This window comes from Allobosea caraganae (assembly GCF_003351345.1).
Taxonomy (GTDB): Bacteria; Pseudomonadota; Alphaproteobacteria; order Rhizobiales; family Beijerinckiaceae; genus Allobosea; species Allobosea caraganae.
The window spans coordinates 1-19,722 of sequence record NZ_QQTO01000023.1; the positions used below are offsets into that span (position 1 = coordinate 1).

18 protein-coding genes and 1 pseudogene are annotated in these 19,722 nt (G+C 67.8%); 7 read left to right on the plus strand and 12 right to left on the minus strand.

The window, feature by feature from the left end; genetic code table 11:
- Positions 1–349, minus strand: a pseudogene (locus DWF00_RS18815) (hypothetical protein); the annotation flags it as partial.
- 16 nt (positions 350–365) lie between these two features.
- On the minus strand, positions 366–2,075 hold the full coding sequence (locus DWF00_RS18820) for a sensor histidine kinase (protein ID WP_181832719.1): 1,710 nt from the start codon (positions 2,073–2,075) through the stop codon (positions 366–368).
- Between the two features lie 421 nt (positions 2,076–2,496).
- Here DWF00_RS18820 and DWF00_RS18825 point away from each other — a divergent pair, with 421 nt between their 5' ends.
- Positions 2,497–2,793, plus strand: a complete 297-nt coding sequence (locus tag DWF00_RS18825) for a hypothetical protein (RefSeq protein ID WP_114830174.1) — start codon at positions 2,497–2,499, stop codon at positions 2,791–2,793.
- A 99-nt stretch (positions 2,794–2,892) separates the two neighbouring features.
- Positions 2,893–3,318 (plus strand): SufE family protein, encoded by a 426-nt coding sequence (locus DWF00_RS18830; protein WP_114830175.1) that lies wholly within the window; start codon positions 2,893–2,895, stop codon positions 3,316–3,318.
- Between the two features lie 3 nt (positions 3,319–3,321).
- Here DWF00_RS18830 and DWF00_RS18835 read toward each other — a convergent pair whose 3' ends face one another.
- The 3 genes from DWF00_RS18835 to DWF00_RS18845 form a co-directional block, all read right to left on the minus strand.
- Positions 3,322–4,125, minus strand: a complete 804-nt coding sequence (locus tag DWF00_RS18835) for a DUF6456 domain-containing protein (protein ID WP_114830176.1) — start codon at positions 4,123–4,125, stop codon at positions 3,322–3,324.
- Positions 4,126–4,127: 2 nt separating this feature from the next.
- The gene (locus tag DWF00_RS18840; protein ID WP_114830177.1) at positions 4,128–4,493 is read right to left on the minus strand and encodes a helix-turn-helix domain-containing protein; all 366 of its coding nucleotides are present in this window, start codon (positions 4,491–4,493) and stop codon (positions 4,128–4,130) included.
- Between the two features lie 220 nt (positions 4,494–4,713).
- A complete protein-coding gene (locus DWF00_RS18845) occupies positions 4,714–5,130 on the minus strand; it encodes a Ros/MucR family transcriptional regulator (protein ID WP_114830178.1) in 417 nt (138 codons plus the stop codon).
- A gap of 648 nt (positions 5,131–5,778) precedes the next feature.
- Between DWF00_RS18845 and DWF00_RS18850 the strand changes: the two genes are divergently transcribed.
- Positions 5,779–7,899, plus strand: coding sequence for a S9 family peptidase (locus tag DWF00_RS18850; protein ID WP_114830179.1), 2,121 nt, complete (start codon positions 5,779–5,781; stop codon positions 7,897–7,899).
- Here the strand turns inward: DWF00_RS18850 and DWF00_RS18855 are convergent, their stop codons facing one another.
- Positions 7,900–9,474, minus strand: a complete 1,575-nt coding sequence (locus DWF00_RS18855; RefSeq protein ID WP_114830180.1) for a phosphoheptose isomerase family protein — start codon at positions 9,472–9,474, stop codon at positions 7,900–7,902.
- Positions 9,475–9,803: 329 nt separating this feature from the next.
- Between DWF00_RS18855 and DWF00_RS18860 the strand changes: the two genes are divergently transcribed.
- A complete protein-coding gene (locus tag DWF00_RS18860; RefSeq protein ID WP_114830181.1) occupies positions 9,804–10,403 on the plus strand; it encodes a superoxide dismutase in 600 nt (199 codons plus the stop codon).
- A 71-nt stretch (positions 10,404–10,474) separates the two neighbouring features.
- On the opposite strand, the gene DWF00_RS18865 is transcribed toward DWF00_RS18860, so the two are convergent.
- Complete coding sequence (locus DWF00_RS18865; RefSeq protein WP_181832720.1) at positions 10,475–12,121, minus strand: methyl-accepting chemotaxis protein; 1,647 nt, start codon at positions 12,119–12,121, stop codon at positions 10,475–10,477.
- Positions 12,122–12,322: 201 nt separating this feature from the next.
- Positions 12,323–13,153, minus strand: a complete 831-nt coding sequence (locus DWF00_RS18870) for a ChbG/HpnK family deacetylase (RefSeq protein ID WP_114830183.1) — start codon at positions 13,151–13,153, stop codon at positions 12,323–12,325.
- Between the two features lie 155 nt (positions 13,154–13,308).
- Here DWF00_RS18870 and DWF00_RS18875 point away from each other — a divergent pair, with 155 nt between their 5' ends.
- Both DWF00_RS18875 and murJ read left to right on the plus strand, forming a co-directional pair.
- The gene (locus tag DWF00_RS18875; RefSeq protein WP_114830184.1) at positions 13,309–14,343 is read left to right on the plus strand and encodes a glycosyltransferase family 2 protein; all 1,035 of its coding nucleotides are present in this window, start codon (positions 13,309–13,311) and stop codon (positions 14,341–14,343) included.
- Between the two features lie 152 nt (positions 14,344–14,495).
- Positions 14,496–16,022 carry a murein biosynthesis integral membrane protein MurJ gene (gene murJ, locus DWF00_RS18880; protein ID WP_114830185.1) on the plus strand — a complete coding sequence of 509 codons (1,527 nt, stop codon included), beginning with the start codon at positions 14,496–14,498 and terminating at the stop codon, positions 16,020–16,022.
- 86 nt (positions 16,023–16,108) lie between these two features.
- Here murJ and DWF00_RS18885 read toward each other — a convergent pair whose 3' ends face one another.
- The 3 genes from DWF00_RS18885 to DWF00_RS18895 form a co-directional block, all read right to left on the minus strand.
- Positions 16,109–16,975 (minus strand): branched-chain amino acid aminotransferase, encoded by an 867-nt coding sequence (locus DWF00_RS18885; RefSeq protein WP_114830412.1) that lies wholly within the window; start codon positions 16,973–16,975, stop codon positions 16,109–16,111.
- A 217-nt stretch (positions 16,976–17,192) separates the two neighbouring features.
- Positions 17,193–17,510: an AzlD family protein gene (locus DWF00_RS18890; RefSeq protein ID WP_114830186.1), complete on the minus strand. Its 318-nt coding sequence runs from the start codon at positions 17,508–17,510 to the stop codon at positions 17,193–17,195.
- Positions 17,497–18,228 carry an AzlC family ABC transporter permease gene (locus DWF00_RS18895; protein WP_114830187.1) on the minus strand — a complete coding sequence of 244 codons (732 nt, stop codon included), beginning with the start codon at positions 18,226–18,228 and terminating at the stop codon, positions 17,497–17,499. Before DWF00_RS18895 ends, DWF00_RS18890 begins: the two co-directional genes overlap by 14 nt.
- Positions 18,229–18,359: 131 nt before the next feature.
- Here DWF00_RS18895 and DWF00_RS18900 point away from each other — a divergent pair, with 131 nt between their 5' ends.
- On the plus strand, positions 18,360–18,968 hold the full coding sequence (locus DWF00_RS18900; protein ID WP_114830188.1) for a 4'-phosphopantetheinyl transferase family protein: 609 nt from the start codon (positions 18,360–18,362) through the stop codon (positions 18,966–18,968).
- 10 nt (positions 18,969–18,978) lie between these two features.
- Here the strand turns inward: DWF00_RS18900 and DWF00_RS18905 are convergent, their stop codons facing one another.
- A complete protein-coding gene (locus DWF00_RS18905) occupies positions 18,979–19,719 on the minus strand; it encodes a TerC family protein (protein WP_114830189.1) in 741 nt (246 codons plus the stop codon).
- Positions 19,720–19,722: the final 3 nt, after the last annotated feature.

Below are 19,722 nucleotides of genomic sequence, written 5' to 3' on the forward strand. Positions count from 1 at the left end.
GCGTGGCAGCGGGTGCGACCGGCGCGGTTTCGGGCGCGGCGGCCTGCTCGGCCCGGGCCGGCTGTTCGAGGCGAAGCTCGGCCGGACGCGCCGGCGGCGTCACCGGCGCCGGCACGGCGGCGATCGGGGCCGGATGGCGCACTTTCTGGAAGACCAGCGCATTCATGGTGATGAGGGCGGCGACGCTGGCGAAGAGGAAGAGCACGAGGCTCCGGCCGGGGCGGCGAAGCGCCGCCTGCCAGAATTGGCTGAGCATGGACGCCTTGCGGCGTGCCGGCTGGCTGCGCCTGACCGGCGGCGCGGACAGGGTCGCGTGGGTATGAGCGCGGGCTGCAAGCGTTGCGGACATGGCTACGGGCTCTCGGTCAAGCAGTCAGACGAAAAGGGATCTTGGTTTCAAGACCGCGGCGCGGCGCACGGGCGAAGGTCGCGATCTTGACGGGCTGCGCGGCGGCCTCGACGCCGCCGACCGGCAGCCGCACCGAGACGCGCGTGCCGATGCCGGGCGCGCTCTCGACGGTCAGGCTGCCGCCATGCAGGCCGACCAGCCCGCGCACAACGGAGAGGCCAAGCCCCGTGCCCTCATAGGCGCGGTCATAGGAGCTCTTGGCCTGGAAGAACGGATCGCCGAGGCGCGGCAGGTCGGAGGCGGCGATGCCGATGCCGGTATCGGAGACGGAGAGGTCGATCGTGCCGCCGTCGCGGATGACGGCGAGCGTGACCCGGCCGCCGGCCGGCGTGAACTTCACCGCGTTGGAGAGCAGGTTGATGACGATCTGCTTCAGCGCCCGCTTGTCGCCGAGCATGGCCTGCAGGTCGCGACCGATCACCTGCTCCAGCGCGACCGCGCCGGCCTCGGCCCGCAGCGCCATCAGCGCGCAGCAATCCTTGGCTACGGCGGCGAGGTCGAGCGGCTCCTGCTCGATCGTCATGGCGCCGCTCTCGATCTTGGAGACGTCGAGCAAGGTGTTGACCACATCGAGCAGGTGATGACCCGAGCCGTGGATGATGCGGGCATATTCGAGCCGCTTCCCGGCATCGAGCAGCGCGGCATGGTCGCTGCCGAGCATCTCGGAAAAGCCGATGATGGCGTTGAGCGGCGTGCGCAGCTCATGGCTCACCGTCGCCAGGAACTGGCCCTTGACGTCGTTGGCCTTGAGCAGCTCGGCATGGACGCGGGTGCGCTCCTCGTCGAGGGCGCGGCGGGCGGTGACGTCACGCATGACGCAGACCACCGCGACGCCGTCCTGCACGTCGCCATCGGCGACGCGATGAGCCTGCATCTCCAGCCAGAGCGCGACCGGAAGGCTCGGCTCCAGGTCGCGCGGCACGAACAAGGTGCGGAAGCAGGCGCTGCTCTCGCCAGTGCCATGGGCGGCGTCGCTCAGGGCCTTGAGGAAGAGCGGCCGGTCGGCGACATGGACGCGCTCGAGCAGGCCGCGGCCATGCAGGTCGCGCGGCTCCGCCCCGGCCAGGGCCCGCGCGGCGGCATTGGCGAAGACGACCGCCCCGGTGGCGTCATGCCAGGTCACGAGATCGCCGACGTGGTCGAGCAGGAGCTGCGCGCGGCTGTCGGTGGCGCGGCGCTCGCGCTGCTCGCCATCGCGGCGACGCAGGAGGGCGGCGCCGATCGCAACCACGTGCAGCACCGCCACGGCGACGACCGCGGGCATCGCGGCGACGATCCAGGGAGCGGGAGCGGCAAAGAGGTCGAACTGGTGCAGGGCGGCGACGCCGGCCAGCGCAGCGGCCGCAATCGCTCCCGCCCGCAGCACGTAGGCGCGGGAGCCGAAGAGCATCGCCCCGGCAGGCAGGGCAGCGAGCCAAAGCAGGACGGGCGAGGTCGCGCCGCCGGTCACGCCGGCGAGCGTCGCAACGAACAACGCAAGCGCCGTGGCGGAGATGGCATGGGCAAGATCGAGCCGGCCGCTGCGCGAGAGCACGAAGACGGCGAGCAGCGGCAGCACCAGCGCGATCAGCAGCAGAGCTTCAAACGTGCCGAGCGCTCCGCGCCAGGCGAGATAGGCCGGCGCCAGACCAAGCGCGGCCGCGCCGAGCGCAAGACGCGTCAGCATGAAACGCTCGTGACGGGCGCGCTCGGGCGCATCAGGCAGAACCGATGGATGCACCATCGCCGCCACCTGCGTCCTGACCGCCATGATTGTCTGAAGAAACCGCAATACCCACCTCGGCAGGCCCATTCGCCTGTGTCGGAGCGATCCTCGCCATGCGCGGTTTAAGCGCGACTTAAGGCAACGCGGCCCCGGCACCCGGCCCGGCTGGATCAAGCCGATAAATATCCCTTCCTGCACAATGACTTGCCGGAGATAAGTTCAATTTTCCGGATCAGCGCGATGTTGGCTTCAGGGTGAACGGAAGCTGAAGATCACAGCGTGGATTTGACTCAAATGCGCGCGTTTCGGCTGACGCGTTCTTTCGACCTGCCGGGGTAGAGTGGTTTCGGGTTAGGGAACTCCGGTGGGACGGGGATCGGGAATGGCTTATCTCATGCGCAGCCTGGCGGTGATCGGCGTCATCGCCTTCAACTCGCCGGTCCATAGCGGCAAATCAGAGACAGACGGCGCCCGCGAAGCGCTGCGCAGCGTCGCAGCCGTGGCGAGCCAGATCGACGCGAAGACCGCCATGAACGGCGTCGCCGCAGCGCGCGAGGCGGCGCAGATCCTGGCCGGGCTCGACCCCGAGACGCGCTCGCGCATGCTCGCGCTCGCCACCGCGACCGCCGCGAAGGCCGAGAGCCGTCCGCGCCCCATCGCCGCCTCCCCTTCCCGCTAGCGCCCCCTCCTCCTACATCCCTGCGATGACGGCGCTTGACGCTGGGCGTCCGCGCGTCGAAGAGGCTCGCGCGCAGACAGGGCCCGCGAACGGACGGACATGAGTGAAAACCTCGACGAGATCATCGCCAATTTCGAGCTGCTCGACGACTGGGACGATCGCTATCGCTACCTGATCGAGCTCGGCCGAGGCCTCGCCCCGCTGCCGGAGGCGGCGCATAACGACGAGAACAAGGTGCGCGGTTGCGCCAGCCAGGTCTGGCTCGCGGTGCGGCGCGAGGGCGGGCCCGGCGAGGGCACGCACCTGCATTTCCTCGGCGATAGCGACGCCCATATCGTGCGCGGGCTCGTCGCGCTCGCGCTCGCGATCTATTCCGGCCGCAGCGCCAGGGAGATCCTCTCGACCGACGCCTTCGCGATCTACGAGAAGCTCGGCCTCGCCGCCCATCTGACGCCGCAGCGCTCGAACGGCGTGCGCGCCATGATCGACCGGATCAAGAGCGACGCACGCGCAGCCGCCGCCTGAGCCTCAGGCGCCCGGCATGATCTGCGGGCGCGCATCATCCGCGCGCCAGACGGAGCCGCTCCGCTTCGAGCTGCGCGGCGCGACGTCAATGCCGTAATGCGAGGCCAGCGCCGAGAGCGCGAGCCGGAGCACGACCTTGGCGGAACGCGCCGGCCAGCCGCGCTCACGCTCGACCTGGTCGAGCCCCTTCAGGAAGCCGCAGACATCGATGGCGAGGCCGGAGAGTTCCGGGCCGAGCTTGTCGCAGGCCTTGCCAATGCGCTGGCGCGCGGCGAGCGCGCTGTCGGAGGCGCTGCCGGGATCGCGGCCCGACCCGCGCTCCTCAGGCGCGAAGGCAGCGTCCCAGTTCATCGTCGTGCGCGGCAGCATCTGCGCCAGGGTCAGGTCGGCGCGGAAGCGCTCGCCGGCGGCGAACTCGGCAGCCGAGATCTGCGGCCTGCCATCCTTGCCGGCGCGGCGATGCAACCAGAGCAAAGGGCTCTCGCGATCATCGACGAGCACGGGCTGCACGACACCGTCGACCAGCATCGTCCGGGTCGACAGCGCCCGCTTGGACGCCGGCGCAGCAGCGGCGAGGGTCAGGCGCCGCGCCTTGCCGGTCCCATCCCAGCGGGCGAGCCCGGCGGCGACCGCCGCCTCCGCCTCCTGCGCCAGGACATAGCCGGCGCCGAGGCTGGTGCCGCCATTGGCGCGGTAGAGCGCGATGCGGCCGCAGCCGAGGGGCGAAGCCAGCGCAAAGGCGCCGGGCTCGGCGAGATGGCGCAGCAGGCGGGAGCGGCGGACATCGGCTTCGCTGTTCTCGGCCATGCTCACGCCTCCACCCGGGCCGCGACGATCAGATGGCGCGTCAGGGCCAGCAGCCCGGCTTCGAGCGCGGCAAGCGCCAGGTCGTGCCGGGGATCGTCGCGGCGATCCTCGATCAGCGCGCAGGCATGGCGCACAGTCGTCCGGTCGCGGCCGAAGCAGATGCCGACGCGGGTGAAGGACAGGCCGAAGACGACATGGGCGAGGTACATCGCCATCTGGCGCGAGCGGGCGGCTGCCTGCGTTCCGCGCAGCCGCTGCCGCAATTGCCTCGTGGAAATCCCGGTCGTCGCCGAAGCGGCCGACTCGATCAGCCGCGCCAACGCCGTCTGACGCAGCGGGTCTGCCAGGTTGATCTCGCTATCGTTCATGATACGTTCTCTTTCGTTGCCGGCGGGATGACCTGCGGCCTCAACGACAAGAGATTATATTCCTAAATCTTGACCTGCAAGGACCGGCGCGATCTATCCCCGTCAGCCCGTGTCAGCATAAGAAAAGCCGCCGGCGGACCGGCGGCTCCTGACAATGTTTGCATTGCAGCGGGATCGGGACGACCAGCCGGCAGGCCTGGTCCCTTCCCCGCAGCTCCGCTCAGCGGCGCTTGCGGCGCTGCTGGCCGAGGCCCATCTTCTTCGCCAGCTGCGAACGCGCTTCGGCATAGTTGGGGGCAACCATCGGATAGTCGGGCGGCAGACCCCACTTCTCGCGATACTGCTCCGGCGACATGTTGTACTGCGTGCGCAGATGCCGCTTCAGCGATTTAAACTTCTTCCCGTCTTCGAGGCAGATCAGGTAATCAGCCGTGATCGACTTCTTGACCGGGATCGCAGGCTTGGGCGCCTCGACCGGCACGACCGGAGCAGCGCCACCAACAACGCGATTGAGCGCGGCATGCACATCGTTGATCAGGGAAGGCAGATCAGACGCGGGCACCGAGTTATTCGAGACATAGGCAGAAACGATGTCGGCGGTGAGTTCGATGAAATCCGAACCGTCATTATCAGCCATGATTGTACCACTCCTTATGTGTTCTTGGACCAGATATCACCCGACCGTTCCACGTCCCTCGGCTCCGAAGCCTCGTTCTTCAAAGCCGACAGCAGGTCAAGGACAGCCGACAATAGAATCACGCGAAGCGGATCGATCTGGCCACCGTGTAGTGCATCAATAACATTCCCGCAAGCCAATAACCATGTTTGCGAATACGTTCAGCACCGAAATATTGGACCTCTTTTGGCGTGTTCATGGTAACCAAAATGTGCACCGCAGCGCGATCATGCGCGCCGAGGTTGTCATTTCAGTCCTAAAGCGACGCCTGACTATGGGTTGCCGGAGCGGGAGCGGGAGTTATGCATCGGGGAAGAGAAGATGAATTGCTGCGGTTTCGATACTCACCAGGGATGATGCTGATACAGAAACAATATCGTAGCAATGGCAATGCTTGCGTGGGGCTTGCGGCGCGCCGGGCCCCGGCCAGCACCCCAACGCGCTTTCCGCGCGGCTGCAACCAGTCGAGCGGAAGAATTCGCGCCAAATCAATCTCTTGAGCATGTTCCAATCCTCTTGAGCCTGTTCCGATCGCAAAACTAATGCCTGGTTTTGCCGAACATGCTCTAAGCCGGGCGGGACACGCCTCAGAGAGCGACGAGCACGACCATGGCCAAGCACATCACCCCGCCCCGCGCCGAAGCGCGCCCGGAAAGCCGGACCGTCCACGGCACCGTGCTGACCGACGCCTATGGCTGGCTCAGGGCCGCCAACTGGAAAGACGTCCTGCGCGACCCCGATGCGCTTCCGGCCGAAATCCGGACCTATCTCGAAGCCGAGAACAGCTACTCGAAGACGTTGATGGCACCGACGCGGGAGTTGCAGAAGCAACTCGTCAAGGAGTTCCGCGGGCGGATCAAGGAAGACGATGCCAGCGTTCCGCAGCCCGACGGGCCGTTCCTCTACTATTCGCGCTATCGCAGCGGCGGCGAGCACCCGCTGATCTGCCGCAAGCCCCGCGCGGCCGAAGGCAAGGCGGCACGCGAGCAGATCATGCTCGACGCCGACGCGCTGGCCAAGGGCAAGGACTTCTTCGACCTCGGCGACGCCGCCCATAGCCGCGACCACCGCCTGCTGGCCTGGAGCGCCGACGAGGCCGGCTCCGAACTGCACACGATCCGCGTGCGTGAGCTCGCGACCGGGACCGATCTCGACGACCGCATCGCGGATACGACGGGCGAGATCATCTGGGCGAGCGATTCACGCTCCTTCGCCTATGTCAGGCTCGACGCCGACCACCGTCCCTCGCGGGTCTACCGGCACTGGCTGGGCCAGGATGCCGGCACGGACGAGTTGCTGCACGAGGAGCAGGATGCCGGCATGTTCGTCGATATCGACGAGACGCAGTCTGGCCGCTTCCTGCTGATCTCGATCGGCGACCACGAGACCTCGGAAATCCGGATCATCGACCTGGCCGAGCCCGAGGCGAAGCCGGTGATGATCGCGCCACGCCTGGTCGGACGGCAGTACAGCGTCGATCATCACGGCGAGGACTTCCTGATCCTGACCAATGCCGACGGGGCGGAGGACTTCAAGATCGTCGCGGTCCCGGTAGCCGATCCCGCGCCCGAGAACTGGCGCGACCTCATCCCGCACCGCGCCGGCCGGCTGATCCTCAGCCATGTCTGCCTGAAGGGCCGGCTGATCCGGCTCGAGCGCGAGGACGGCCTGCCGCGCATCGTGATCCGCGACCTCGCAGGCGGCAGCGAAAGCAGCATCGCCTTCGAGGAGGAAGCCTATGGGCTCGGCCTCGATGCCGGCTACGAATTCGAGACCGAGACCTTGCGCTTCATCTACGCGTCGATGGCGCGCCCGGCCGAGACCTATGACTACGACATGCGCACGGGCGAGCGGACCTTGCTGAAGCGGCAGGAGGTGCCTTCCGACCACGATCCCGCCGCCTATCGCGTCAGGCGCATCTTCGCCACGGCCAAGGACGGCGCCAAAGTGCCGATCTCGCTGCTGCACCGCGTCGATACCGCCATCGACGGCTCGGCGCCCTGCCTGCTCTACGGCTACGGCTCCTACGGCTCCTCGATGTCGGCCTCGTTCCGGACCAATCCGCTGAGCCTGGTCGATCGCGGCTTCGTCTACGCCATCGCCCATGTCCGCGGCGGCACCGACAAGGGCTGGCGCTGGTATCTCGACGGCAAGCGCGAGAAGAAGGCCAACACCTTCACCGACTTCATTGCCGCAGCGGAGACGCTGGCCGATTCAGGCTTCACTGCGCGCGGCCGCATCGTGGCGCAGGGCGGCAGCGCCGGCGGCATGCTGATGGGCGCCATCGCCAACATCGCGCCGGAGCTGTTTGCCGGCATCGTGGCGGAGGTGCCCTTCGTCGACGTGCTCAACACGATCCTCGACGACACATTGCCGCTGACCCCGCCGGAATGGCCGGAATGGGGCGACCCGATCCGGGATGTGCAGGCCTTCCATACGATCCGCAGCTATTCGCCCTATGACAACGTCAAGGCGCAGGCCTATCCGCCGATCCTGGCGATGGGCGGGCTGACCGATCCGCGCGTCACGTATTGGGAGCCGGCAAAATGGGTCGCGCGGTTGCGCGCCACCATGACCGGCGGCGGGCCGGTGCTGCTGCACACCAACATGGAGGCCGGCCATGGCGGCTCGGCCGGGCGCTTCGACTCGCTGAAGGAGGTCGCGCTGGGCTACGCCTTCGCGATCCAGGCGATCGAAGGCGGTTGGCCGGAGGCAGCTGCCTCCAGCTGATCAAACGCCCAGCTTGCTCTTCTCGCTGGCGAGGTAGGTCCTCAACTCGTCCATCGAAGCGAAGCTGTACTCGTCATCCGGCGTGCGGGCCTTGATCGAGCCGTCGGCATACATGGTGAAGTGCGTGTCGCCGACCTGATAGGCGCCGACGACACCCTCATCGGACGCCGCGGGGCGCGGCGGCTCAGGGGTTGGAGGCTCCGCCGCCGCCGGCTCGATCTCATCCGCGGCCGCCGTCTCCTCGGTTGCCTCGGCGTGAGGCTCCTCGACCTCCTCCGGCCGCTCATCGGCGGCGGCCGGGAGTTCCGGCTCGGCCTCGTACTCAGGCTCCGGCGCAGATGGCTCGTGCGTAGCCGGCTCATCGAATACCGGCTCGCGCCGGCCGAAGGCGGGGGCCATCCAGGCCTCGGCGGAGCTGAGATCGCTCTCCTCGCGCCGCTCCTCCGCGACCGGCTCCTCCGGCTCGGCCGGCTTTAACGGCGGCTGCGGGCCAAGCGTCAGGTGCTGCCGCAGCGCGCTCAAATCATCCGCCTCAGCCGGTTCCGGAGCGGGCACGGGTTCCTGCGCGCGCGAGCCGAAGCGCGGCCACCACGAGCGCTTGGGCTCCTCGCGCGGCTCGGGCATCACGAAGGGCTCGGGCTCCTTGACCGGCTCAGGCTCCTCGGCCGGCCCGGACTCGCCGGCGGATTCGACCTCGTACCCAGCCGGCGGCACGTAGCCGGCAGCGACGGCAGCGACGGCAGCGATGATATCGTCGGGTGCGACCTCTTCGGATTTGACGGATTTGGGTTCGACCAAGGCGAGTTCCGGCTCCGGCGCGATCTCTGCCTCCAGAAGCTGCTCGGCCTCGACCGGCTCAGGCTCGGCGGCGAGCGCCTCTTCCCCCGCATCCTTGTTGGCGGCGACTCCGATCAGAGCGTCGTCGAAAATGTCCTCGTAGACGGGCTCGGGCTGAGCCGGCTCGCGCTCGCCACGCTCGTCGTGATCCTCGACAACCGGCAGCCGCGCCTCGGCCGGCCGGGTCTCTTCGTCCTCAGCGTCCTCATGCTTGCCGATGCCGCGATCGGCGAACACCGTCGCCAGCGCGCCTCCGGCGGCAACCAGGCCGGCCCCGGCCGCTACGGTGCCGAGCCCCGGCAGCCTGCTCTGAGGCAGCGTCGGCTCGGGTATCGCCAGCTCGGGCTCGGAGAACTGGAGCTTGGGGAACTCGGACTTGATCGGTTCCGGCAGCACCAGCTCCGGCAGCACCGACTCAGACTTGGTCGTCTCAGACTTGGTCGACTCAGGCATGGCAGGCACCGGCGCCCGCTCGTCGGCGGCACGGACAATCGCCTCTCCCGGCACCGCCGTCACGGCCGAGAGCAAGGTCATGGCCCGCAGCGCCGTCCTCACGCGGCGCAGCTCGACCAGAACCCAGGCCAGGGCGAGCAGGATGATGCCGACGGTCGTCGCGACGGAGCCGATGATGACCTGCGTGAAGCCGCGCTCCAGCATGAGATACGGCCAGCCATCGGCAATGGCGAGACCGCCGCCGACGAGAAAAGCCAGCCCGAACAAGACGAAGATAATAATCAACCCAGCATCCTCAGCGCGGCATCGACGGGAAAGGTGATACCGATTCCGTCAGATCATCCTCTAACTTATTGAATAAGAGACAAATTCACAAACCCTGACGGATTTGGCTGAAAAATCGGGCGGGAGGCAAGTACGGCCGCGCGGGTGCCGCGCGTCACCTTCTCCTGCGAATGCATGCTGTTTGCTCACTGGCAACGGTTGCCGCTCGCGGGCCGCGGGCTTAACTAGCGGGTGGAATGGCGGGAGGTTCCGCCGGGGCCGCCAGGTTCCAAGCCGTTCATGACGAAGCCATTCTCAGCAGTGCGATTTACAGCCCAAGGAGAGGCACGATGTCCTTCACCCTTCCCGACCTGCCCTACGCCCATGATGCGCTCCAGCCCTTCATGTCGAAGGAGACCCTGGAATACCATCACGACAAGCACCACCAAGCTTACGTCACCAACGGCAACAACGCGATCAAAGGCACGGAATTCGAGGGCAAGTCGCTCGAGGAGATCGTCAAGGGTTCGCATGGCAAGAACCCGGCCGTGTTCAACAATGCCGGCCAGCACTACAACCACCTCCACTTCTGGAAGTGGATGAAGCCGAATGGCGGCGGCAGCCTGCCGGGCGCGCTTGAGAAAGCCGTGATCGACTCGTTCGGCTCGGTCGAGAAGTTCAAGGAAGACTTCGTCGCCGCCGGCGTCGGCCAGTTCGGCTCCGGCTGGGCCTGGCTCGAGGTCAAGGGCGGCAAGCTCGCCGTCAGCAAGACCCCGAACGGCGAGAGCCCGCTCGTCAACGGCGCGACCCCGATCCTCGGCGTCGACGTCTGGGAGCACTCCTACTACATCGACTACCGCAACCGCCGCCCCGACTACCTCAAGGCCTTCCTCGAGAGCCTGGTGAACTGGGAATACGTCGCGGAGCTCTATGACGGCGCCAAGGCCTGAGCCTTCCGCCGCAACCTAAATACGAACGGGGCCCTCGCGGGCCCCGTTTTCGTTTCGGCGTGGCGTGGCGACTAAGCCGCGACGCTGCGCAGGAACTGGTCGACCGTGGCGCGCAGCCGCAGCGCCTGCGCCGCGACCTCGCCGGCCGCGCCGCGAACCTGCTCGGCCGAGCGCCCGGTCTCCTCGACGCTATCAGCCAGCACGCTGAGGTCGCTCGACACCGAGAGCGCCGAGGTGCTTGCCATGGCGACGCCGCTGGCGATCTCGCCGGTCGCGATGGCCTGCTGCTCGATCGAGGTCGCGACCGAATTGGCGAAGTTCTCGATCGCGCCCATGCGGTTGGCGATGTTCTGGATGGCGAAGACGACCTCGCCGGTAGCGCTCTGGATGGCGCCGACCTGGGTGACGATGCGGTCGGTGGCATCGGCGGTCTGCGACGCCAGGCTCTTCACCTCGGCGGCGACCACGGCAAAACCGCGGCCGGCCTCGCCGGCCCGGGCCGCCTCGATGGTGGCGTTGAGCGCGAGCAGGTTGGTCTGCGCCGCGATGTCGCGAATGAGGTTCACGACCTCGCCGATGGCGCGGGCGGTCTCGTCGAGCGCCTGGACCGAGCTCGCCGTGTCGCGCGAGATCGACGCGGCATCGACGATCTCGGTGCGCACGCGCCGGACCTGGAACTCGACCTCGCGAATGGCGGCGCCCATCTCCTCGGCGGCCTGGGCGGCGTTCTCGACATTGCCGGACGCGCCGTGAGCGTTCTGCGCGGCGCGGGCGGCGCGGCCGGACGACTCGGCCGCGACGCGGGCAAGGCCGTCGGAGGCCTCGCTCATGCGCTCGGCATTGCTCTTGAAAGCTTCGAGCGCAACGCCGACCTCGGCCCGGAACAGCGCGATCGACTCGTCGACGCGCTGCTGGTGCTGGCGGCGCTCGACCTCGCTGACATGCTGGCGCTCCTGCAGGGCCGCGCGCTCGCCGAGGCGGACCTTGAGGATGCCGAGCGCATGCGCGATGGCGCCGATCTCGTCGCGCCGGCCCATGGCGTCGATCTGCGTATCGAGATCGCCGTCGGAGATGCTGACGATCGCCTGCGTCATGCTCTTCAGCGGCTTCATCGTGCGCGAGAGCGAGATCCACAGCAGCGGCCCGAGCACGAGCAGGATCAAGATGCCGAAGCCGATGGTGACGTACTGCTCCAGCGAGGCACGGGCGAGCAGCCGGCTCTTGTCGAAGCGGATCGCGATATAGCCGATCTGCTTCTTGAGCCCGCCGACCTGCACGACATGGAGCTGGGTGACATAGGTCTTGTCCTCGATCTGGGTCGAGGGCTGCTCCTTCAGCACCTCCCACGGCTCGCGTCCGAGCGCGGTTGTGAGCGTGCGCGGCGTCAGCGAGAGGCGTGCTTCCTCGTTGCGGCCGGCGCTGGCCAGCGACGAGATGTCGTCGGCGACGATGCCGGCATCGAAATCCGGGTCGCGGCGCAGCGATTCGAGGATGTAGCCGAGCGTCGTGGTATCGCGGGCGAGGATCAGGGCTGGTGAGGCATTGACCACCATCGTGGTCAGGGCAGTCATCTTCTGCTCCAGATCGCCGCGCGTCTTGGCGTCGTTGTAGCGGGCGATGGCGATCACGACGAAGACGATCGCGACCGCGACGATGGCGACCGCGGCACCGGCGATCTGGCTGCTGAGCGAGTTGTTGGAGCTGTCCCGGAGCGGCACGCGTGGCGCAATGGAAGCGGCCGAATCTGCTCGCTTGAACCAAGTCATTGCGCTGACATCTCCGCCGGAGGCTTCACAGGATCCGAACGGCACGGACCAGTTCCAGCCAATTTGAACGATGCCGGTAAATATTCGATTGCCTTTAGCTGGATACGCTTGGGCAATCTCCCTTGCGTCAGCCGTGGCCGTTGCTGCCCGCCGTCAGGGCAAAGCCGAGAAACACGCGATCGCCAGGCCATCCGGCGGCACGAAGTTCTTCAGCGCCAGGTGCTCCTGCGGCCGCGTCGCGACCACCGGGTCGAGCCCAAGCAGCTCGTCATCGACATGGCCGGGATGGCACATCACGAGATGGGCCGGGCCGGGCCGAAGCAGGAAGCGGCCGAGATCGGCGGCGAAATCGCGGGTGGGATCGAAGGGCGAGACGCCGGAGAAGCCGCTGTTGACCTTGATGCCGCGGCGCAAGGCCTGCGAGCGCAATCCCAGCGCCAGGCCGGCAATGACCAGCGCCTTGCCGACGGCGACGTTGCGGGCTCGGATCGCGGCGACCGAATCGGTGGGGTCGCGCAGGTAGACGCTGCCCTCGCGATACCGCCGCCGTATGGCTGAGAGCACCGCGCCGCGCACGCCGGGCAGCACATGAACATGCTGGTGGCCATCGACGAAATCGGGCGGGCGGCCGAGCGCGTCCTCGAACGCGTCGAGCTGGCGCTCGATCTCGGCGGCGATTTCGGCGCGGGCCGCAGCCGAGGATACCGCCGCCCTGGCAAGGTCGCCGAGCTTCGGCAGCTCGCCGCCCGGCGCGATCCGCGGCATCGGGCTGAGCTGAGCGGCGCAGGTCAGGTTGAGGTGCAGGCCGAGATCGGCACGGCCGGAGAAGGCCGAGAGTTCGCCGGCCAGGCGCTTCCAATGCGGCCGGTTGGTCATGGCTCCGGTGGCCGAGAGCTTGCCCAGCGCCAGCAGGTCCAGGATCGAGCGGCTGACGCCCTCGGTCAGCGCGAAATCATCGGCGCAGAGGACGAAGCGGGTGACCATGTTGCTCGTTGTCCTGGGTTCATCTGCGATGATGTACAAGCCAGCCGCGGAGCGTGCGGGTGCGGCGGCCTGGAGCGCTTTAAATGGCAAGTTAGACGTGCCAAAGCACGCTTAAAGTGCTTCTCCACCTCCAGAACCGGATCGAAAGACTGATTGTGTCAGACGCGCAGCCCACACCGCGCCCAGCAACGCTCGATCCGGCCCCGCCCCGGCCGGAGCTCTCGATCGTCGTGCCCGTCCATAACGAGGCCGACAACCTGCCGATCCTGGTCGAGCGGCTGAAGGCGGTGCTCGACGGGAAGGTCGCGTCCTGGGAGCTGGTCTGCGTCGACGATGGCAGCCGCGACGGTACGCTTGCGGTGCTGCGCCTGCTCAACGCCAGCGACAAGCGCATCAGCGCCGTCTCGCTCAGCCGCAATTTCGGCAAGGAGGTCGCGATCGCGGCCGGGCTCGACCATGCCGCCGGCGACGCGGTCGTGATCATGGATGCCGACCTGCAGCATCCGCCGGAGACGATTCCCCTCTTCCTGACCAAGTGGCGCGAGGGCTATCTCAACATCTACGCCCAGCGCGCCGACCGCGAGGGCGAGAGCCGGCTCAAGCGCAACTTCGCCAAGGCCTTCTACCGGCTCTTCGCCAGCTTCGGCGAGATCGAGCTGCCGGAGGGCGCCGGCGATTTCCGCCTGCTCGACCGCAAGGTCGTCGACGCGCTGCGCGCGCTGCCGGAGAGGGCCCGCTTCACCAAGGGGCTCTATGCCTGGGTCGGCTTTCCCGGGACCGGCGTGACCTTCGAGGTGGCCGAGCGCCAGCACGGCGAGAGCAAGTTCCGGTTCCGCAAGCTGTTCAGCTTCGCCTTCGACGGGCTGTCCTCGTTCTCGACCGTGCCGCTGAAGATCGCGACCTGGGCCGGGGTGACGATCGCCATCATCTCGACCCTGTCGGCCCTGTTCTTCCTGCTGCGCACGCTGCTCTTCGGCACCGACCTGCCCGGCTTCCCGTCGCTGATCGTCTCGATCATGTTCTTCTCCGGCATCCAGCTGATCTCGCTCGGCATGATCGGCGAATATGTCGGGCGCATCTTCGCCGAGGTGAAGCGTCGGCCGCTCTACCTGATCGGCGAGCGCGTCGGCTTCGACGCCCGCACCGTCGACCACCCGCGCGGCGACGCCTTGCCGCCATTGATCCGGTGAGAATCGGGTAGACTCTTTGAGCCCTCATCCTGAGGAGCGCTCGCAGAGCGCGTCTCGAAGGATGCTTCAGCGCGCTCTGGAGCATCCTTCGAGACGCCGCTAAAGCGGCTCCTCAGGATGAGGGCTGTGGTTCCCTTGGCGCCGAGAGCACAATGTTCAGAAAGATCCTGTCGGTCGGCGGCTTCACGCTGCTCTCGCGCCTGAGCGGCTTCATCCGCGACATCGTGCTCGCGGCCGTGCTCGGCGCCGGCGCGCTGATGGACGCGTTCTCGGTCGCGCTGCGCCTGCCCAACCATTTCCGCACGATCTTCGGCGAGGGCGCGGTCAACCAGGCCTATATCCCGGCCTATGCGCGGGTGCGCCAACAGGCTGGCGAGGCCGCCGCGGCGCTCTTCGCCAACCGCATCTTCACGTTGAACCTGATCGTGCAGGTCGTGCTGCTCGCGCTCGCCCTGCCCTTCATGCCGGAAATCGTGCGGCTGCTCGCGCCCGGCTTCAGCGGCGATCCGCAGCGCTTCGAACTCGCCGTCGCGCTGACCCGGATCACCTTTCCCTACCTGCTCTTCATCACGCTGGTGACGCTGCTCTCGGCCAATCTCAACGCAATCGACCGCTATGCCGCGGCGGCTGGCGCGCCGATCCTGCTCAATGTCTGCCTGGTCGCCGCGCTCGCCATCGCCTTCCTGTTCCCGAGCGCCGCCTATGCCGCCGCCTGGGGCGTGGCTGTGTCGGGCGTGCTGCAATGGCTGCTCGTCGCCATCGACGCCCGCCGCGCCGGCGTCGGGGCCGCGCTGGTGGCGCCCCGCATCGATGCCGACGTGAAGAGCTTTCTAAAAGCCTTCGGGCCGGCCGTGATCGGCTCGGCCGGCGTGCAGATCGCGCTCTTCGCCGACACGATCATCGCCTCGCTGCTGCCGCGCGGCGCCTATTCGGCGCTGTATTATGCCGAGCGGCTCTACCAGCTCCCGATCGGCGTCATCGCCATCGGCGTCGGCACCGTGCTGCTGCCGACGATGAGCCGCCTGCTCGCCGCCGGCAATGTCGAGGCCGCCGACAAGGCGCAGAACCGGGCGGTGGCGCTGACGCTGGTCATGGCCGCCCCCTTCGCCGCCGCCTTCCTCGCCATTCCCGAGCTGATCGTCTCGGCCCTGTTCGAGCGCGGGCGCTTCGATTCCACCGCGAGCCAGGCGGCCGGAGCGGTGCTCTTCGCCTACGCGGTCGGGCTGCCGGCGATCGTGCTGATCCGCAGCCAGGTCTCGGCCTTCCAGGCGCGCGGCGACACCACGACGCCGATGATGGTCTCGCTGGCGGCCATCGCCTGCAACGTCGGGCTGAAGCTGCTGCTCTGGCGCGACTGGGGTGCGCCGGGCCTGGCGCTCGCCACCGCCGCCGGGGCCTGGATCAACCTGGGTCTGCTCTTCGTGCTGGCGCTCAGGCGTGGCTGGACCAAGCCTGACCGGCAATTGCCGCTGCTGATTGTCATTACGCTGGCGGGCGCGGTGATTGCCGCCGTGGCGGCGCGCGTGCTGACGCCGGTGCTGCTGATCGAGATGGCGCGGTTCCCGGCCGAGGTGAAGCTGGTGACGCTCGCGGCGGTCGGGGCCGTCGCGGGTTTGCTCTATCTCGTGGTCACGCTGGGCGGACTGAAGGCGGCGCGGCTGATCCGGTTGCTGCGCTGAGCGACAGAGCGCTCCGCCCTCGGCCGAAGCCATGGGGCGGAGCAGATCAGATGCTGAGCAGTTTGGTTAGCTAAGCCGTTGCGACCTCAGGCCGTCTTGCTGTGCGCGAAGTCCATGTAGAGTTCGCGCGCCTTGCGGAACATCGGGCCGGGCTGCAGCTCGCGGCTGTCGATGCGCGAGATCGGCATGACCTTGGAATAATTGCCCGAGCTGAAGATCTCGTCGGCCTGCTCGAAATCTTGATAGCGCAGGCTGGTCTCCTCGACCGTGACGCCGTCCTGGCGCAGCAGCCCGATGACGCGCTGGCGGGTGATGCCGTTCAGGAAGGTGCCGTTCGGCGCCGGGGTCTTCACCACGCCGTCCTTGGCCAGGAAGATGTTGGAGGTGCCGGTCTCGGCGACGTTGCCGAGCATGTCGAGCACCAGCGCGTTGTCGAAGCCGCGCGCCTTGGCCTCGCGCAGGATGCGGGCGTTGTTCGGATAAAGGCAGCCGGCCTTGGCGTCGGTCGGCATCGTCTCCAGCGTCGGGCGGCGATAGAGCCCTTGAGTCAGGGAGAAACCAGTGCTGACGTCGCCCATCGGCGCCTCGAACAGGCAGAGCGCGAACTGGGTCGATTCAGGGTCGCCGATGATGGTCGAGGGGCCGTCGGCCTCGGCCCAGTACATCGGCTTGACGTAAACCGCCGTGCCGCCGTTGAACTTCTTCAGGCCCTCGGCGGTCTTGGCGACGATCTCCTCGGCCAAGGCCGTCGGCTTGAGGCCGAGCGCGATGGCGGAGCGGTTGACGCGCGCGGCGTGGCGGTCGAGGTCGGGCGAGACGCCGTCGAAATGGCGGGCGCCGTCGAAGACGCAGGAGGCCTGCCAGGCGGCATGGGTGCGCGGCCCCATGATGCCGGGATTGCCCTCCAGCCACTCACCCTCGAACCACGTCCACGTCTGCGAATACCAGGCCATGCCCATCCCCGATCTCTAAGCGTCGTTGGTCCGCACCGTCTGCCGGCCGGGCTGCCCCGTCAACATGGGGCCCTAGGTCGCCGTGCGTCCTACCGGACGCAAAATGGCGATCTAGGCCTTTGTTATTGCATCGGACTTTCCCGAAAACCGGTACCCACTTTTCGGTCCGATGCTCTAATGATGTGATGTGATGGAAGCGATCGGAACCGGTGATGGATCACCAGCCGAGCGCGCGCGCCACCGAGACGACGCCCATGCCGACCATCAGCGCCAGCAGCTCGCTGCGACGCAGCACCATGCTGCCGATCGCGGCAAGCAGCGCCAGCGCCGCGGCCAAGCCCAGCCGCTCGATCAGCGGCAGCACGGTCGCGACCACGATCGAGCCCGGCAGGGCGGCGAGCCCGCGCCGAACATGCGGGGTGAGCGGGATGAAGCCCATCATCACCACGCCGGAGATGCGGCAGAGATAGGTTGCTACAGCCATGGCGGCGATCGCCGCCAGCGCGCCCCACAGGATGGGATCAGGCACGGTCATCGCGGAAGGCTCCCACGAGTGCGCCCGAGAGCGCCCCGGTGATGATGAAGGCGTAGCCCTCGACCAGCTTGGCCGTGGCGAGCGCGACGATGCCGGCGACGATCCAGGGCACCGCCGCGCGCCGGCCGCGCCAGAGCGGCACGATCATCGTCGCGAAGAAGATCGGCATGACCAGGTCGATGCCGTAGCGGCGCGGATCGGCGACGAGCGAGCCGAGCAGGTAGCCCGGCACGGTCGCAAGGACCCAGTTGATCCAGATGATGAACCCCGCGCCGACGAGCACGCCGAGATCGCGACCGCCATCGGCATGGTAGCGCGTGCCGATCAGCCAGTTGGCATCGGTGAAGAAGAACAGGTGCAGCGCGTTGACGAGCCTGGGATAGGGCGCGAGCCAGGGCTGGAGCGAGGCGCCCTGCAGCACCATCCGCGCATTGACCGTGGCGGTGACGATCGCGAGCCCGGCGATGGCGCCCCAGCTCCATTCCGGCCGCCAGAGCTCGATGGCGACCAGTTGCGAGACGCCGGCATAAACGACGGCGCTCATCAGCACGGCTTCGAGCAGGCTCAAGCCCTTGGCCGAGGCCGCCGCACCGAACGCGACCGCGAAGACCACGAGCCCCGGAATCAGGACCAGCGCCTTGCGGGCGCCGAGAAAGACGCCGTTCCAGGTCAGGACCGGGCGGAGCGTCCGCGGGGGCAATTCTTGCAGTGAGGACATGCTTCTTCCAAAGGCCTCGGCGACCCCAGGTCAACGCGTATCGGCGTCGCCTGCACATGAACCCGGCGCAGGACGGCGGCAGCATCGAGGATCGTCGCGACAAGGCGCGGCAGCAAGACTAGGTTGCCGCCATGATCTGGCTGACCTCCCCCGACGCGACCGCGCCCGCCCTCCCCGCCGCCTGGCTGATCGCCACGGGCAAGCAGCCCGCCAACCTGCAGGAGCGCTCGGAGCTGCGGCGCGGCACGGCGAAGCGGCTGGTCGCGCAGCAGTTCGGGCTGGAGCCCGGCAGCGTGAAGCTCGACCATGACGAGCGCGGGCGCCCGCTCCTCGCGCAGCCGGCCGGCACCGGCCTGCACCTCTCGCTGGCCACGCGGGGCGGGCTGGTCGCGGTGGCGCTCGCCCATGGGCCGGTCGGCATCGATGTCGAGCGCATCGACCTTGCCACCGAGCCGCCGCTGGCGATGCTGCATCCGCAGGAGCGTGAGGCCCTGCTGGCGCTGCCGGAATCGGCCCGGCCGCTTGCCTTCGCCCAGCTCTGGAGTGCGAAGGAGGCCTATGTGAAGGCGCTCGGCACCGGCTTCCTGCGCGCGCCCGAAAGCTTCGCGGTGCGGCTGCTCTCGACCGAGCGCTTCGAGGTCGCCGATCCGGAGGCGCCCGGCCTGGCGACCGGCGCCAGCCGCATCATCGAAAACGGCGGCCAGGGAAACCTGGCCGCCGCGATTGTGGTTCTCGCCTGATGCGAAAGGTTTAGCCGGGCTGGTCGACCGGCTTTTTCTTCAGCACGTAGCCCAGGGCGCAGACGAAGAGCGCCCCGATGATCGAGCCGACATAATGCGGCACGTCGGCCGGCCCGATGCCGAGCGGATTCTCGTCCTTCGGCACGATTTCGACCCAGGTCGGCATATTGACCTGCAGCCATTGCAGCACGGCGATGTCGCCGAGGATCATCTCGGCCGCGATCCAGCCCAGGAGCGCCGCGCCGATCCAGATCAGGATGGGGTAGCGCTCGATGATCGAGGTCAGGAGCTGCGCGCCCATGATGATCAGCGGGATGGAGAGCAAGAGGCCGAAGATGAACAGCTCGGGATGGCCCTTCGCCGCGCCGGCGATGGCGATGACGTTATCGAGGCTCATCACCGCGTCGGCGATCGCGATGGTGCGAACCGCCTTCCAGAGATTGTCGCTGGCCTCGATCTCGCCGTGGGATTCCTCCTCGCCCTTGGCAAGCTTGACGGCGATCCAGAACAGCAGGATGCCGCCGATCAGCTTGAGGTAGGGCACCCCGAGCAGTTGCGTCACGACCAGCGCAAAGGCGATGCGCAGGCCGACCGCGGCGCCCGCGCCGAGCCAGATGCCGAGCTTGCGCTTGTTCTCGGGCAGCGAACGGCAGGCGAGCGCGATCACGACCGCGTTGTCTCCGGACAGCAGCAGATCGATCCAGATGATCTGCAGCAGCGAAACCCAGAATTGGCTCGACGAGAAATCCATCGC

What these genes read in the sequence shown, in the direction of transcription:
- DWF00_RS18820 (WP_181832719.1), bottom strand. Translation starts at nt 2,075, where the DNA reads ATGCTGACGCGTCTTGCGCTCGGCGCGGCCGCGCTTGGTCTGGCGCCG.
- DWF00_RS18825 (WP_114830174.1), top strand. Translation starts at nt 2,497, where the DNA reads ATGGCTTATCTCATGCGCAGCCTGGCGGTGATCGGCGTCATCGCCTTC.
- DWF00_RS18830 (WP_114830175.1), top strand. Translation starts at nt 2,893, where the DNA reads ATGAGTGAAAACCTCGACGAGATCATCGCCAATTTCGAGCTGCTCGAC.
- DWF00_RS18835 (WP_114830176.1), bottom strand. Translation starts at nt 4,125, where the DNA reads ATGGCCGAGAACAGCGAAGCCGATGTCCGCCGCTCCCGCCTGCTGCGC.
- DWF00_RS18840 (WP_114830177.1), bottom strand. Translation starts at nt 4,493, where the DNA reads ATGAACGATAGCGAGATCAACCTGGCAGACCCGCTGCGTCAGACGGCG.
- DWF00_RS18845 (WP_114830178.1), bottom strand. Translation starts at nt 5,130, where the DNA reads ATGGCTGATAATGACGGTTCGGATTTCATCGAACTCACCGCCGACATC.
- DWF00_RS18850 (WP_114830179.1), top strand. Translation starts at nt 5,779, where the DNA reads ATGGCCAAGCACATCACCCCGCCCCGCGCCGAAGCGCGCCCGGAAAGC.
- DWF00_RS18860 (WP_114830181.1), top strand. Translation starts at nt 9,804, where the DNA reads ATGTCCTTCACCCTTCCCGACCTGCCCTACGCCCATGATGCGCTCCAG.
- DWF00_RS18870 (WP_114830183.1), bottom strand. Translation starts at nt 13,153, where the DNA reads ATGGTCACCCGCTTCGTCCTCTGCGCCGATGATTTCGCGCTGACCGAG.
- murJ (WP_114830185.1), top strand. Translation starts at nt 14,496, where the DNA reads ATGTTCAGAAAGATCCTGTCGGTCGGCGGCTTCACGCTGCTCTCGCGC.
- DWF00_RS18885 (WP_114830412.1), bottom strand. Translation starts at nt 16,975, where the DNA reads ATGGCCTGGTATTCGCAGACGTGGACGTGGTTCGAGGGTGAGTGGCTG.
- DWF00_RS18890 (WP_114830186.1), bottom strand. Translation starts at nt 17,510, where the DNA reads ATGACCGTGCCTGATCCCATCCTGTGGGGCGCGCTGGCGGCGATCGCC.
- DWF00_RS18895 (WP_114830187.1), bottom strand. Translation starts at nt 18,228, where the DNA reads ATGTCCTCACTGCAAGAATTGCCCCCGCGGACGCTCCGCCCGGTCCTG.
- DWF00_RS18900 (WP_114830188.1), top strand. Translation starts at nt 18,360, where the DNA reads ATGATCTGGCTGACCTCCCCCGACGCGACCGCGCCCGCCCTCCCCGCC.
- DWF00_RS18905 (WP_114830189.1), bottom strand. Translation starts at nt 19,719, where the DNA reads ATGGATTTCTCGTCGAGCCAATTCTGGGTTTCGCTGCTGCAGATCATC.